General features: G+C 69.8%; 18 protein-coding genes. 15 read left to right on the top strand and 3 right to left on the bottom strand.

Features of this window, described 5'->3' with window-relative positions:
- The first annotated feature begins 222 nt into the window (after window positions 1–222).
- On the top strand, window positions 223–426 hold the full coding sequence (locus WG212_RS05880; protein ID WP_337186148.1) for a twin transmembrane helix small protein: 204 nt from the start codon (window positions 223–225) through the stop codon (window positions 424–426).
- A gap of 13 nt (window positions 427–439) precedes the next feature.
- Window positions 440–1,024 (top strand): cob(I)yrinic acid a,c-diamide adenosyltransferase, encoded by a 585-nt coding sequence (locus WG212_RS05885; protein ID WP_337186149.1) that lies wholly within the window; start codon window positions 440–442, stop codon window positions 1,022–1,024.
- A gap of 156 nt (window positions 1,025–1,180) precedes the next feature.
- Here WG212_RS05885 and WG212_RS05890 read toward each other — a convergent pair whose 3' ends face one another.
- Window positions 1,181–1,441 (bottom strand): hypothetical protein, encoded by a 261-nt coding sequence (locus WG212_RS05890; RefSeq protein WP_337186150.1) that lies wholly within the window; start codon window positions 1,439–1,441, stop codon window positions 1,181–1,183.
- 146 nt (window positions 1,442–1,587) lie between these two features.
- Here WG212_RS05890 and WG212_RS05895 point away from each other — a divergent pair, with 146 nt between their 5' ends.
- Window positions 1,588–2,334, top strand: a complete 747-nt coding sequence (locus WG212_RS05895; protein WP_337186151.1) for an electron transfer flavoprotein subunit beta/FixA family protein — start codon at window positions 1,588–1,590, stop codon at window positions 2,332–2,334.
- Complete coding sequence (locus tag WG212_RS05900) at window positions 2,334–3,278, top strand: electron transfer flavoprotein subunit alpha/FixB family protein (protein ID WP_337186152.1); 945 nt, start codon at window positions 2,334–2,336, stop codon at window positions 3,276–3,278. The genes WG212_RS05895 and WG212_RS05900 overlap by 1 nt, the downstream gene beginning before the upstream one ends.
- A 58-nt stretch (window positions 3,279–3,336) precedes the next feature.
- Here WG212_RS05900 and WG212_RS05905 read toward each other — a convergent pair whose 3' ends face one another.
- A complete protein-coding gene (locus WG212_RS05905; RefSeq protein ID WP_337186153.1) occupies window positions 3,337–3,771 on the bottom strand; it encodes a PaaI family thioesterase in 435 nt (144 codons plus the stop codon).
- 81 nt (window positions 3,772–3,852) lie between these two features.
- Here WG212_RS05905 and WG212_RS05910 point away from each other — a divergent pair, with 81 nt between their 5' ends.
- The 11 genes from WG212_RS05910 to WG212_RS05960 all read left to right on the top strand — a co-directional run bounded on the left by WG212_RS05910 (window position 3,853) and on the right by WG212_RS05960 (window position 12,371).
- Window positions 3,853–4,410 carry a helix-turn-helix domain-containing protein gene (locus tag WG212_RS05910; RefSeq protein ID WP_337186154.1) on the top strand — a complete coding sequence of 186 codons (558 nt, stop codon included), beginning with the start codon at window positions 3,853–3,855 and terminating at the stop codon, window positions 4,408–4,410.
- A 139-nt stretch (window positions 4,411–4,549) separates the two neighbouring features.
- Window positions 4,550–5,428 (top strand): 3-hydroxybutyryl-CoA dehydrogenase, encoded by an 879-nt coding sequence (locus WG212_RS05915; protein WP_337186155.1) that lies wholly within the window; start codon window positions 4,550–4,552, stop codon window positions 5,426–5,428.
- A gap of 254 nt (window positions 5,429–5,682) precedes the next feature.
- Entirely contained in the window at window positions 5,683–6,078 is a 396-nt protein-coding gene (locus tag WG212_RS05920) for a YciI family protein (protein ID WP_337186156.1), read from the top strand.
- Window positions 6,075–7,349 carry an RNA polymerase sigma factor gene (locus tag WG212_RS05925; protein WP_337186157.1) on the top strand — a complete coding sequence of 425 codons (1,275 nt, stop codon included), beginning with the start codon at window positions 6,075–6,077 and terminating at the stop codon, window positions 7,347–7,349. Before WG212_RS05920 ends, WG212_RS05925 begins: the two co-directional genes overlap by 4 nt.
- Before the next feature lie 61 nt (window positions 7,350–7,410).
- Complete coding sequence (locus WG212_RS05930; protein ID WP_337186158.1) at window positions 7,411–7,830, top strand: glyoxalase/bleomycin resistance/extradiol dioxygenase family protein; 420 nt, start codon at window positions 7,411–7,413, stop codon at window positions 7,828–7,830.
- Window positions 7,831–7,851: 21 nt separating this feature from the next.
- Complete coding sequence (locus WG212_RS05935) at window positions 7,852–8,247, top strand: DoxX family protein (RefSeq protein WP_337186159.1); 396 nt, start codon at window positions 7,852–7,854, stop codon at window positions 8,245–8,247.
- 87 nt (window positions 8,248–8,334) lie between these two features.
- On the top strand, window positions 8,335–9,603 hold the full coding sequence (locus WG212_RS05940) for an EAL domain-containing protein (RefSeq protein ID WP_337186160.1): 1,269 nt from the start codon (window positions 8,335–8,337) through the stop codon (window positions 9,601–9,603).
- 60 nt (window positions 9,604–9,663) lie between these two features.
- Window positions 9,664–10,536, top strand: a complete 873-nt coding sequence (locus tag WG212_RS05945) for a TIGR01459 family HAD-type hydrolase (protein WP_337186161.1) — start codon at window positions 9,664–9,666, stop codon at window positions 10,534–10,536.
- Window positions 10,537–10,661: 125 nt separating this feature from the next.
- Complete coding sequence (locus WG212_RS05950; protein ID WP_337186162.1) at window positions 10,662–11,084, top strand: MaoC family dehydratase; 423 nt, start codon at window positions 10,662–10,664, stop codon at window positions 11,082–11,084.
- A 13-nt stretch (window positions 11,085–11,097) separates the two neighbouring features.
- On the top strand, window positions 11,098–12,048 hold the full coding sequence (locus WG212_RS05955) for a bifunctional riboflavin kinase/FAD synthetase (protein WP_337186163.1): 951 nt from the start codon (window positions 11,098–11,100) through the stop codon (window positions 12,046–12,048).
- Window positions 12,045–12,371 (top strand): SMR family transporter, encoded by a 327-nt coding sequence (locus WG212_RS05960; RefSeq protein ID WP_337186164.1) that lies wholly within the window; start codon window positions 12,045–12,047, stop codon window positions 12,369–12,371. The genes WG212_RS05955 and WG212_RS05960 overlap by 4 nt, the downstream gene beginning before the upstream one ends.
- A 19-nt stretch (window positions 12,372–12,390) precedes the next feature.
- Here the strand turns inward: WG212_RS05960 and WG212_RS05965 are convergent, their stop codons facing one another.
- Window positions 12,391–12,573 carry a DUF3606 domain-containing protein gene (locus WG212_RS05965; protein ID WP_293379630.1) on the bottom strand — a complete coding sequence of 61 codons (183 nt, stop codon included), beginning with the start codon at window positions 12,571–12,573 and terminating at the stop codon, window positions 12,391–12,393.
- Window positions 12,574–12,582 lie beyond the last annotated feature (9 nt).

Consider the following 12,582-nt stretch of genomic DNA (forward strand, 5'->3'; position numbering starts at 1 on the left):
CCCGCACAGCCAGGCGGCCTTGCGTCGGGAGGAAAGGATGGTGGTCATGAAAACGCGCCCCTGCGGTCTGGAGAGAAACCTTGCGAGAACCTTGCGGGTTCTTGCGATCGCTTCTCAATAACTTTTGAGGCGTCGTGGCAAGGGCATGTGCGAATAGGTCGCAATTTCAGGACGAGGCATGTGTCTCTGGCGCAACGGGGCGGCCGGGCCTAGAAGGCGCTCATGAGCATTCTCGACATCCTGATCCTGGGCGCGATCCTGTCGGTGGCCGTCACCCTGGCCCTGGGATTGCGGGCGCTGGGGCGGCCGGGCGCCGAAGCGCGCAGCCAGTCCAACCGCCTGATGCGATTGCGGGTGGCCCTTCAGGCCCTGGCGATCGCCCTTCTGGTGATCGGGATGTGGTGGAAGTCGACCCAGGGCGGATGACGGAGGCGAGGACTTGGTCACTCTGAACCGCATCTACACCCGAACGGGCGATGGCGGCGAAACGCGCTTGGCGTCCGGCGCGACCGTGTCCAAGAGCGACCGCCGGGTCGAGGCCTATGGCGCAGTCGACGAGTTGAACGCCGTCCTGGGGGTCGCGCGCCTGCATTCGGGCCAGAACGATCGCATCGACGCCATGCTGGGCCGCATCCAGAACGAACTCTTCGACCTGGGCGCCGACCTCGCCACGCCTCCGGCGGCGGACGAGGTCGAGGGCTCGGCCCTGCGGATACTCGAGTCCCAGGTGGCGCGGCTCGAGACCGAGATCGACCGGCTCAACGACCGGCTTCCGGGACTGACGTCGTTCATCCTGCCCGGCGGGACCGCGGCGGCGGCGGCCCTGCATCTCGCGCGCACCGTCTGCCGACGGGCCGAACGCGAGGCCGTACGCCTCGTGGAGGCCGGCGAGCCGGTGAGCGGCGCGGCGATGCGCTATCTGAACCGGCTGTCGGACTTCCTGTTCGTCGCCGCGCGCTGGGCCAACGACGGCGGCCGCGCCGAGGTCTTCTGGCAGGCCGGCGCGACGCGATCCCTGCCCTGAGGGGCGGAGCTTGGGCGTCTGACTTGCGCCCCCTCCGTCTCGGCCCTCTGGGCCGATCCACCTCCCCCCGCTTCGCAGGGGAGGAACGATGATTCAGCTCCGCCGACGAAGGGAACACTTCGGGGGACGTCTTCGGGGGCGACCCTTGACGGACGACTACTTCCCCGCCGCGTCGGCGCGTCCCAGCGCCTTTTTCGCCTCGGCCAGCGCCTTTTCGTCGGTGATGACCCGGCCCGTGATGTCCGAGACCAGGACGGGCGTGGCGCAGACCCGCTCGGAGGGATCCCACCATTTCCTCGCCTCGGCGCACTTCTTGGCCGGCATCGCCCAGCCCACCTGCCATACGCCCACGCCGATCGCCGACAGGGCGAAAATGCCGATGAAGATCAGCTTGAGGCGTTCGATATTGGGGTTCATCCGAGCCTTTTACGCAGGGGGAGGCATGTCTGACTAGCAGTGCGTCCTGCGGCATTTCGGAGGCGCGCGCGCTTGCAAACCTCCGAGGAACCGCTATTGCCCCTGCGGCTCATTCTTTCCGCAACAATTTGAGGCGCTAGCAACCCATGAAGGTGTTGGTCCCGGTGAAGCGGGTGATCGACTACAACGTCAAGGCCCGCGTGAAGGCCGACCAGACGGGTGTCGACCTCGCCAATGTGAAGATGTCGATGAATCCCTTCTGCGAGATCGCGGTCGAGGAGGCCGTTCGGCTGAAGGAGAAGGGCGCGGCCACCGAGGTCGTCGCCGTTTCGGTCGGTCCGACGCAGGCGCAGGAGACGCTGCGCACGGCCCTGGCCATGGGCGCAGACCGCGCCATTCTCGTCCAGACCGACCAGGATCTCGAACCGCTGGCGGTGGCCAAGGTGCTCAAGGCCGTGGTCGGCGAGGAGGCCCCCCAGGTCGTCCTCATGGGCAAGCAGGCCATCGACGGCGACAACAACGCCGTGGGCCAGATGCTGTCGGCCCTGCTCGACTGGCCTCAGGCGACCTTCGCCTCGGAAGTCGCGATCGAAGGCTCCAAGGCCAAGGTGACGCGCGAGGTCGACGGCGGCCTGCAGACCCTCGAGGTCGACCTGCCCGCCGTGGTGACCGCCGACCTGCGCCTCAACGAGCCGCGCTATGCGTCGCTGCCCAACATCATGAAGGCCAAGAAGAAGCCGCTGGACGTGAAGGAGCTGGGCTCGCTCGGCGTCGACACCGCGCCGCGGCTGAAGGTGGTCAAGGTCACCGAGCCCGCCAAGCGCCAGGCCGGCATCAAGGTGGAAACCGCCGCCGACCTCGTCTCCAACCTCAAGACCGCGGGGGTCCTCTAATGGCCGTTCTCGTCATCGCGGACCACGACAACGCGACCCTGAAGGACAACACCCACAAGGTGGTGACCGCGGCCCAGGCCATCGGCGGCGACGTCGACATCCTGGTCGCCGGCGCGAACACCGCCGCCGTCGCCGCCGAAGCGGCCAAGATCGCGGGCGTGCGCAAGGTGCTGACCGCCGAGAGCGCCGAGCTGGGCCAGGGCCTGGCCGAAGCGGTGGCGGACCTGGTCGTCGGCCTGGCCGGCGGCTACGACGCCATCCTCACCCCGGCGACCTCGCAGGGTAAGAACTTCAGCCCCCGCATCGCGGCGAAGCTGGACGTGGCCCAGATCTCGGACGTGACCGAGGTGGTCTCGGCGGACACCTTCGTCCACCCGATCTACGCCGGCAACGCCATGGAGACGGTGCAGTCCTCCGACGCGAAGAAGGTGCTGACGGTGCGCCCGACGGCCTTCAAGGTCGCGGCGGACGGCGGCTCGGCGGCGATCGAGTCGGTGGCGGCCCCGGCCGCGCCGGCCAAGACCCACTTCGTGGACCAGAAGATCGTCAAGTCGGCCCGTCCGGACCTGGGCGCCGCCAAGATCGTGGTCTCCGGCGGTCGCGCCCTGGGCTCGGCCGACGAGTTCCAGAAGGTCATCGAGCCGCTCGCCGACAAGCTGGGCGCGGCCGTGGGCGCCAGCCGCGCCGCGGTGGACGCCGGCTATGCGCCGAACGACTATCAGGTCGGTCAGACCGGCAAGGTCGTGGCGCCGGAACTGTATGTCGCCATCGGCATCTCGGGCGCGATCCAGCACCTGGCCGGCATGAAGGACTCCAAGGTGATCGTCGCGATCAACAAGGACGCCGACGCGCCGATCTTCCAGGTCGCCGACTTCGGCCTGGTCGCCGACTACAAGGGCGCCGTGCCGGAACTGATGAGCGCGCTGACGGCCGCCGGGAAGTAAGCCCGAGCCCATCGCAGAACCTGGAGGGGCGGGCCGCCGAGGCCCGCCCCTTTCCGCATCAGGTCTTGCCTTTGGGCAGCAGGATCTGCTGGGCCGAGGCCTTGGCCACCAGCACCCCGTCGGGGCGATGGAAATCGGCCTCGACCGTAATGAGGCGCCGGGTGAACGCCAGAACCCGCCCCTCGATCCGAAGCGGATGGTTGCGCGAGACCTTCACGAAACGCACCTGCAAGTCGGTGGTGCGATACCAGCAGTCGTCCGGAACCACAGTCATGGCCGCGAAGGCCAGAACCTGGTCGGCCAGGGCGGAGATGTAGCCGCCGAACACCGAGCCGTCGGCCATCTTGAGGTCTTCCGCGTCGGGCCGCCATTCCTTGCGCACCCAGCCAGGACCCCAGTCGTCCAGCAGGCCCAGCCCCAGCCGTCGCACGATGTGCGGCGGGACGAAGCCTGGCGTCATGATCTCGCGCAGCCGTTCGGTGGCCCAGGTCAAGTCGCGTTCCTCCATGTGGAGCTACAGAATCCGAGCTAAGCTCGGATTCTGGTACTCGCGTTTCAAGGAAGGGCCGCGCCGATGCCGAAAGCCCAGCGGAGACAGCCCCGCCAGGCACGGGCGCTCGCCACACGCGCCGCGATCTTCGAGGCCGCCACTCAGATTCTGGAGACCGAGGGGGAAGCGGGGTTCAACACCAACCGGGTCGCCCAGCGCGCGGGCGTCAGCGTCGGCACGCTCTACCAGTACTTCGGCTCGAAGCAGGCGATCCTGGCCGCCCTGGCGCGCGAAGAAAATGCGCGCAATCGCGAGGCCCTGGCGGCGCACGTCCGGGCGGGCGGGGAGTCGCCCGTCCGCCTCGCCATCCGCAACCAGATCCACGCCCTGGCCGGCCGCCCCGCCACCCGCCGGGCCGCCCTGAAGGCGATCATGGCCGAGGAGGGCGTCGAGGGAATTGCGCGCGAGACGCGCGCCACCACGCGCCTGCTGCCCAGGATGGACCCCTTCGACGCGTTCGTCCTGGACCGTGCGGTGGCGGGCGTGATCCGCGCCGCGGTCCTGGAGCAGTCGCCGCATCTGGCCGATCCCCGGCTGGAGGACGCGCTCGTCCGGCTGGTCGAAACCTTCACCGTCGATTGAGCGCTTCCGGCCGAACGAGTCGGCCGGGATTGCGCCTCGCGTCCTTTTGCGTCGCAGCAAACCCCTTGCCGCAGCGCGCCATACGCGTGTTAGAAAGCCGCCACACAAATGTCCGGTCACGCATCGAGGATTGAGGCCTGTGGTTGACATCAGAACGGTGGGCGTCATCGGCGCCGGCCAAATGGGTTCCGGCATCGCCCACGTGTGCGCCCTGGGCGGCTATGACGTGTTGCTCCACGACGTGAGCCCCGACCGGATCGACCAGGGCATCGCCCAGATCGAGAAGAACATGGTGCGCCAGGTTTCGCGGGGCGTGATCGCGCAGGACGCGATGGAAGCCGCCGTGAAGCGCATCAAGGCCGCGCCCGAGCTCCAGTCCATCGGCGGAACCGACCTCGCCATCGAGGCCGCGACCGAAAACGAAGAGACGAAGAAGACCATCTTCAAGGCGCTCGGCCCGCACCTGAAGCCCGAGACGCTGCTGGCGTCGAACACCTCGTCGATCTCGATCACCCGCCTCGCCTCGTCGACCGACCGGCCCGGCAAGTTCATCGGCCTGCACTTCATGAACCCGGCGCCGGTCATGAAGCTGGTGGAGATCATCCGCGGCATCGCCACCGACGCCGACACCTACGACATCGCCGTCGCCTTCGCCCAGTCGCTGGGCAAGACCACCTCGAACGCCGAGGACTTCCCGGCCTTCATCGTCAACCGCGTGCTGGTGCCGATGATCAACGAGGCGATCTACACGCTGTACGAGGGCGTCGGCACGGTCGACGCCATCGACACGGCGCTGCGCCTGGGGGCCAACCATCCGATGGGCCCGCTGGAGCTGGGCGACTTCATCGGCCTCGACACCGTGCTGTCGATCATGAACGTGCTGTACGAGGGCCTGGCCGACAGCAAGTACCGGCCCTGCCCGCTGCTGGTGAAGTACGTCGAGGCCGGCTGGTTGGGCCGCAAGTCGGGCCGCGGCTTCTACGATTACCGCGGCGAAAAGCCGGTCCCGACGCGCTAATCCCTCCCCTTCACGGGGAGGGTGGCTGGACCCCGGCGAAGGCCGGGGGACAGACGGGTGGGGAAGCGGCGATCCTCCCCACGTCTGTAGTTGGCGTGGATCATCCCCGACCTCCGCACTCCGGCCCGCACTTCCCCACCCTGGCCGCTTCGCGGGCTGTCCCTCCCCATGAAGGGGAGGGAGGAAAATCTCCCGGGTGCTGTCGGCGTCTGCCATCCTCGTTCGTTCCTGGGAAACGAACGAGGAGTCCGCCGATGCTCTATGCGCTGCTCTGCTACAACGACGAGGCGACCGTCTGGTCCTGGACGGCCGAGCAGGAGACCGTGGTCATGGACCGGCTGGGCGAGGTGCGCGAGCGCCTGGAGCGGCAGGGCAAGCTGGGGCCGTCGTTGCGCCTGCTGCCGACCACCGCCGCCACGACCCTGCGCAAGAGCGACCCGCCGCTGGTGATCGACGGCCCCTTCGCCGAGACGAAGGAGCAGCTCCTGGGCTTCTACGTCCTGGAAGTCGCCGACCTGGACGAGGCCCTGGCCGTGGCGAAGGACCTGGGCGAGGCCAACCCCGGCGGCGCCTACGAGATCCGCCCGCTGGCGGTCTACAACGCGGGCGCGCCCCTGGTCGTGGGTGAGGGCGCGGGCGTCCCGGCGTGACCGACCTGGCCTGGATCAACGCGGCGATCACAGCCGCGCGGCCCCAGGCCGTGGGCGCGCTGCTGCGCTACTTCCGCGACCTCGACACTGCCGAGGAGGCGTTCCAGGACGCCTGCCTGCGGGCGCTGAAGGCCTGGCCCCAGAACGGCCCGCCGCGCGACCCGGCGGCATGGCTCATCATGGTGGGCCGCAACGCCGCCCTGGACGGCGTGCGCAAGCGGTCGCGCCTGACCGAGCTGCCGCCCGAGGAGGTGCTGTCCGACCTGGACGACGTGGAAACCGGCGCCGCCGACCGCGTGGACCAGGCCGACTACCGCGACGACGTCCTGCGCCTGCTGTTCATCTGCTGCCACCCCGACCTACCGGCCACCCAGCAGATCGCGCTGGCGCTGCGCATCGTCTCGGGCCTGTCGGTGCGGCAGATCGCCCGCGCCTTCCTAGTGGGCGAGGCGGCGATGGAGCAGCGCATCACGCGCGCCAAGCGGATCGTGGCCGCCGGCGACGCCGCCTTCGAGACGCCAGGGCCGGCCGAGCGCGCCGAGCGGGTCGCCGCCGTCCTGGCCATGCTCTACCTTGTCTTCAACGAGGGCTATTCGGCCGGCGACAACCCGGCGCGGGCCGAACTGTGCGGCGAGGCGATCCGGCTGGCGCGCCTGCTGCTGCGGCTCTACCCGACCGAGCCCGAGGTGATGGGCCTGCTGGCCCTGATGCTGGTGCAGCATGCGCGCACGCCGGCCCGCTTCGACGCCGACGGCCAGATCGTGCTGCTGGAGGACCAGGACCGGCGCCTGTGGGACCGGCGCATGATCGCCGAGGGGCTGGCCCTGATCGACAAGGCGATGCGCCACCGCCGGCCCGGCGCCTACCAGGTCCAGGCCGCGATCGCCGCGCTGCATGCGCGGGCGGCCACGCCGGCCGAGACCGACTGGGCGCAGATCGACGCCCTCTACGCTAGCCTGGAGCGGCTGACGCCCTCGCCGGTGGTCACCCTGAACCGCGCGGTGGCGGTCTCGAAGGTGCAGGGGCCGGAGGCCGCGCTGGAGATGATCCGGCCGCTGGGCGAGCGGCTGTCGGGCTATTTCCACTACCATGGCCTAACGGGCGCCCTGAACTTGGAGCTGGGCCGCACCGCCGAGGCGCGGGCCGCCTTCGACCGGGCCATCGCGCTCGCGGGCACCGCCGCCGAGGCGGCCCACATCCGCCAGCATCTGGACCGCCTCGCCGCCGACCATGCGCCGCCGACGGAAGGCTCCGCGTCCCGCGCCCGGTGAATGTCGGCTCGGCCCGGCGCCATACGTCCTCGGAACAGAACGGAACCCAAGGAGAGACGACATGTCGGAAGCGCCCGCGGCGGAAATGCCCAAGGTCGAGACCAAGGGCGGCGTCACCCCCTACCTCTCGCTGGACGGGGCCATGAAGGCGGCCGAGTTCTACGTGAAGGCCTTCGGCGGCGAGATCGTCGCCGCCTATCCGCCGGACGAGAAGGGGCGGACCATGCACGTCCACCTCTACGTCAACGGCAGTTCGGTGATGCTGTCGGACTTCTTCGAGGAATACGGCCACGGGTTCGAGAAGCCCCAGGCCTTCACCCTGACCCTGCAGGTGGACGACATCGACGCCTGGTGGACGCGCGCCATCGCCGCCGGCTGCGCCGAGGTCATGGCCCCGCAGCAGATGTTCTGGGGCGACACCTACGGCCAGTGCACGGACCCCTTCGGCGTCCTGTGGTCGATGAACCAGGCGGCGAACTAGGCGCCTTTCGGGACCCCAGCGATGACGACGACAACCAATCCGCGGGCGATGACCGTCGCCGGCTGGATCCTCACCGGGCTCTTCGCCGCCTTCATGGTCTTCGACGTGGGCATCAAGCTGATCCGCCATCCGATGGTCGAGGAGACCAGCCAGGCGCTGCAGATCCCACCCGGCAGCGGCTTCACGATCGGCGTCGTGGAGGGGCTGATCGTGGCGCTCTACCTCGTCCCGCGGACCGCGCTGCTGGGCGCGGTGCTGATCGCCGCGCTCATGGGCGGAACGGCGGCGATCCAGCTCATCAACGGCAATCCGTGGGCCAGCCACATCCTGTTCGGGCCCTATCTGGCCCTGTTCGCCTGGGGTGGCCTCTGGCTGCGCGACCCGGCGCTCCGGCGGCTCTTTCCGATTCGGCGTTAACCAAACCCGAACCGGGGGCATGGTTAATGAATTCGACCTTCCGGGTGTCCGCGTCGGATACTCGCAGGTGATTCGGATGCAGGACCCATGCGGCGGCTGACCCTCGCGCTCCTCTGTGCGACCTACCTCTGCCTCTCGCTGATCGTGGCGCTGACCCTGTGGCGGAACGGCCTGGGCTGGGGCGTGGCGATGTCGGCGATGATGGCCGCGCTGGGCCTGTGCCTGGCGTCCCACGGCATGATCATGCGCTTCCTGGAGATGCGCGAGATCCGCGGCGAGGTGGAGGCCGTGCGCGAGGCCCACCGCATCCTGCTGGACCAGGTGACGGCCATCGACGGCCGGGTGACCGACGTGGCCCGCGTGGTCGAGGCCGACCTGGGCCGCGCCGAGGCGCTGACCGACGAGGTCCACATGCTGGAAGAGCTGGTCCAGGACATGGGCCGGCGCTTCGACGAGCAGCAGGCGCCCTATCCCCTGCACAACGGCGTCCTGCGCAACGGCCAGCCGCAGGCCGCGCCGCAGCCCCAGGCGGTGGCCGAGAGGGGCCTGATGGAGATCGTCCGCGAGGCCCTGATCGAGAACCGCGTCGACCTCTACCTGCAACCCGTCATGGCGCTGCCCCAGCGCCGGACCGTCTTCTACGAGAGCTATTCGCGCCTGCGCGACGCCAGCGGCCGGGTGCTCATGCCGGCGGAGTACCTGTCCGTGGCCGAGCCCGGCCGGCTGGTGACGGCCATCGACAACCTGCTCCTGTTCCGCTGTGTCCAGATCGTGCGCCGCCTCGCGCGCCAGGACCGCCGGGTGGGCATCTTCTGCAACATCTCGATGGCCAGCCTGGGCGACGAGGCGTTCTTCCCGCAGTTCCTCGACCTGCTGCGCGCCAATCGCGACCTGGCGCCGGCGCTGGTCTTCGAGGTGGGCCAGGCCGCCTTCGACAGCCGCAACGCGGTCCAGGCCCGCAACATGGCCAAGCTGGCCGACCTGGGCTTCCGCTTCAGCCTCGACAAGGTGCAGGTCCTCGACCTCGACCTCCAGGAGCTTCAGCGCGCCGACGTGAAGTTCGTGAAGATCTCGGCCCAGACGCTGCTGGACGAACTGGCCGACATCGACGGCCGCCTGGTCCTGCGCTCCATGCCCGACCTGGCCGCCGAGGACTTCGCCCTGCTGGCCCGGCGCTACGGCGTGGACCTCGTCGCCGAGAAGGTGGAGAACGAGCGGCAGGTGGTCGACATCCTCGACCTCGACATCCAGTTCGGCCAGGGACACCTGTTCGGAGAGCCCCGCGCCATCAAGAGCGACGTGCTGTCCGAGGCCGGCGCCCCGACCGCCGCCCGCCAGCAGGCCCGCGCCGCCTGACGGGTCGCCCGCGTCGCACCATCGTTGACGCTGGCGGCGCGGCTCTGTACCCGCCGCGCCATGACCACCCCTTCGCCGACACCGATCGCCGGGCTTTCGTCCGTCGCGAGCCTCTACGACGTGCTGCTGTGCGACGTGTGGGGCGTGATCCACAACGGGCGCGAGAGCTTCCCCGACGCCTGCGCGGCCCTGGCGCGGTTCCGCGCCGAGGCGGGGCCGGTGATCCTGATCTCGAACGCGCCCCGGCCGCATCCGCCCATCGTGGAGCAGCTCGACAGCCTGGCGGTGCCCCGTGCGGCCTGGACGCAGCTCATCACCTCGGGCGACGCCACCCGCGCCCTGCTGTCCGAGCGGTCGCCCGGCCCGGTCTGGGCCGTGGGGCCCGAACGGGACGGCGTGCTGTACGACGGGCTTGACCTGGGCTTCGCCGGACCCGAGGAGGCGGCCTTCATCTCGGTGACCGGCCCCTACGACGACGAGGTCGAGGAGCCGGCCGACTACCGCGACCGCTTCGCGGGGTGCGTGGACCGCGGCCTGGAGCTGATCTGCGCCAACCCCGACATCGTGGTCCAGCGGGGGTCGAAGCTGATCTACTGCGGCGGCGCCCTGGCCCAGCTCTACGAGAGCCTTGGGGGCCGCGTCCTGATGGCCGGAAAGCCCCATGCGCCCATCTACGCGCTGGCGCTGGAAGCGGCGGCGGCCGAACTGGGCCGACCGGTCGATCCCGCCCGCGTCCTGTGCGTGGGCGACGGCCTGCCCACCGACATCCGCGGCGCGAACGCCCGCGGCCTGGACGTCCTTTTCGTCGCCAATGGCATCCACGGCGGCGAGACCGTCGGCCCCGACGGGACCCTGAACGCAAGGGCCGTCGCCGACCTCCTGCGACAAGACGCGCTCAACGCGAACTGGACCATCGCCGACCTCGTCTGGTAGGCGCGAACCTGCGGGGCGCGTACCGTTCGTTCGGCCTCGTCAAAAGGGCGCGCACGCGGGGGCGTGCGCCATCGGGGGCGCTCATCAAAGAGAGCTGCAACGCACACGACGGAGGGGAGCTGTCCGTGCAGGGAATCTGTTTCGAGGATCTGGCCGTGGGCCAGAGCGCAGAGATGCATCGCGTGGTGGGGGCCGCCGACATCGAGGCGTTCGCCGAGGTGTCGGGCGACAGCAATCCCGTCCACCTGGACGAGGATTACGCCAAGGCCACGCCGTTCGGCGAGCGCATCGCCCACGGCATGCTGTCGGGCGCCTACATCTCGGCCATCCTGGGCATGAAGCTGCCCGGGCCGGGCGCGATCTACCTGTCGCAGTCGCTGCGTTTCCGCCGCCCGGTGAAGATCGGCGATCTGGTGGTTGCGCGCGCCACCGTGACGGCCCTGGACGACGCCCGGGGCCGGGTGACGCTGGAGACCGTCTGCCAGGTGGACGGCAAGACGGTTGTCGATGGCGAGGCCGTGGTGATTGCGCCTCGCCGCGCGGCGTGACAAGCGGGGGCGCATGAAGCGCATCCGGGTCATCCGCGGCTGGAAGGACCTGCCCCCCGGCGACCGCGGCGCGGCGGTGGCCATGGGCAGTTTCGACGGTGTCCACCGCGGCCATCAGCAGGTGATCGAACTGGCGCATCGGGCGGCGAGCGACCTGGGCGCGCCGCTGGGCGTGATCACCTTCGACCCGCACCCCCGCGTCTATTTCCGTCCCGACGAGCCGGCCTTCCGCCTGATGAAGACCGACCAGCAGGCCCGCGCGCTGGAGACGCTGAACGTCGACATCCTGTACGTCCTGCCGCTGGACGCCGAGCTGGCCGGGATGACCGACCGCGCGTTCGCCACCCGGGTGCTGCACGAAGGCCTGGGCGCCCGCCACGTGGCCGTGGGCTTCGACAACAGTTTCGGCAAGGGCCGCACGGGCACGCCCGACACCATGCGCCAGTACGGCGCCGAGCTGGGCTTCGGCGTGTCGGTGGCCGATCCGGTCGGGGCCAATGGCGGAGGGCGCGGCGAGAAGTTCTCGTCCACCCAGGTCCGCGAGGCGCTGCGCGACGGCCGCCCCGAGGTCGCCGCCGAGATCCTGGGCCGGCCGTTCGCCATCGAAGGCCCGGTCCAGCGCGGCCGGCAACTGGGCCGCCAGCTCGGCTTCCCCACCGCCAACGTGGACCTGGGCGACTATGTCAGCCCCCGGTTCGGCGTCTACGCCACGCGCACCCGGCTGTCGGACGGCCGCCAGTTCGACGGCGTGGCCAACATCGGCGTGAACCCCACCGTGCACGGGGTGACGCGACCCCTGCTCGAGGTCTGGCTCTTCGACTTCGACGAGGACATCTACGACCGCATCATCGAGACCGACCTGATCGCCTTCCTGCGCCCCGAGGAGAAGTTCCCGGACCTGGAGACCATGACCGGGCAGGTGATGAAGGACGCGGAACGGGCGAAGGCCGTGCTCCGGGCATGACCGCCTGGCTCTACCTCGCCGCGGCGATCGCGCTGGAGGTGGCGGCCACCTTCTTCCTGAAGCTGTCGAACGGGTTCGAGAAGGTCCACTGGGGCGTGGCCTCGATCGCGCTCTATTCCGCCTGCTTCTGGGTGCTGGCGCCGGCGTTGAAGACGATTCCCGTGGGCGTGGCCTACGCCATCTGGGCCGGCGTGGGCATCGCCGCGGCCGGCGCCATCGGCGTCTTCGCGTTCGGCGAGAAGCTGGGCCCGCTCCAGCTCGCCTTCGTCGCCATGATCATGGCGGGGGCCGTGGGCCTGCGGCTGACCACGGCCTCGGAGTAGGATCGCGCCCGGGAGGCCGTTATCGGCGCTTGCCCAGCTCGGCGGCAATGTCCTTGGTGAGACGGCCAACCTTGCGGTGGGCCGCCGTCAACTGGTCCTTCGTGACGCCCCAGCGCTTCATCCAGTATTCGACCGCCCGCCGCTCCGAGAGATCGAGGCGGTCGAGGTCTATGAAACCACGTTTGTCCTTCAGGCCGGCCATCCGGTCTCC

It is taken from the genome of Phenylobacterium sp. (assembly GCF_037189685.1).
Taxonomy (GTDB): domain Bacteria; phylum Pseudomonadota; class Alphaproteobacteria; order Caulobacterales; family Caulobacteraceae; genus Phenylobacterium.

Excerpts from the sequence above, each read along its gene's own strand:
- WG212_RS05880 (WP_337186148.1), top strand. The coding sequence starts at position 223 with ATGAGCATTCTCGACATCCTGATCCTGGGCGCGATCCTGTCGGTGGCC.
- WG212_RS05890 (WP_337186150.1), bottom strand. The coding sequence starts at position 1,441 with ATGAACCCCAATATCGAACGCCTCAAGCTGATCTTCATCGGCATTTTC.
- WG212_RS05895 (WP_337186151.1), top strand. The coding sequence starts at position 1,588 with ATGAAGGTGTTGGTCCCGGTGAAGCGGGTGATCGACTACAACGTCAAG.
- WG212_RS05900 (WP_337186152.1), top strand. The coding sequence starts at position 2,334 with ATGGCCGTTCTCGTCATCGCGGACCACGACAACGCGACCCTGAAGGAC.
- WG212_RS05910 (WP_337186154.1), top strand. The coding sequence starts at position 3,853 with ATGCCGAAAGCCCAGCGGAGACAGCCCCGCCAGGCACGGGCGCTCGCC.
- WG212_RS05920 (WP_337186156.1), top strand. The coding sequence starts at position 5,683 with ATGCTCTATGCGCTGCTCTGCTACAACGACGAGGCGACCGTCTGGTCC.
- WG212_RS05930 (WP_337186158.1), top strand. The coding sequence starts at position 7,411 with ATGTCGGAAGCGCCCGCGGCGGAAATGCCCAAGGTCGAGACCAAGGGC.
- WG212_RS05935 (WP_337186159.1), top strand. The coding sequence starts at position 7,852 with ATGACGACGACAACCAATCCGCGGGCGATGACCGTCGCCGGCTGGATC.
- WG212_RS05940 (WP_337186160.1), top strand. The coding sequence starts at position 8,335 with ATGCGGCGGCTGACCCTCGCGCTCCTCTGTGCGACCTACCTCTGCCTC.
- WG212_RS05945 (WP_337186161.1), top strand. The coding sequence starts at position 9,664 with ATGACCACCCCTTCGCCGACACCGATCGCCGGGCTTTCGTCCGTCGCG.
- WG212_RS05955 (WP_337186163.1), top strand. The coding sequence starts at position 11,098 with ATGAAGCGCATCCGGGTCATCCGCGGCTGGAAGGACCTGCCCCCCGGC.
- WG212_RS05960 (WP_337186164.1), top strand. The coding sequence starts at position 12,045 with ATGACCGCCTGGCTCTACCTCGCCGCGGCGATCGCGCTGGAGGTGGCG.
- WG212_RS05965 (WP_293379630.1), bottom strand. The coding sequence starts at position 12,573 with ATGGCCGGCCTGAAGGACAAACGTGGTTTCATAGACCTCGACCGCCTC.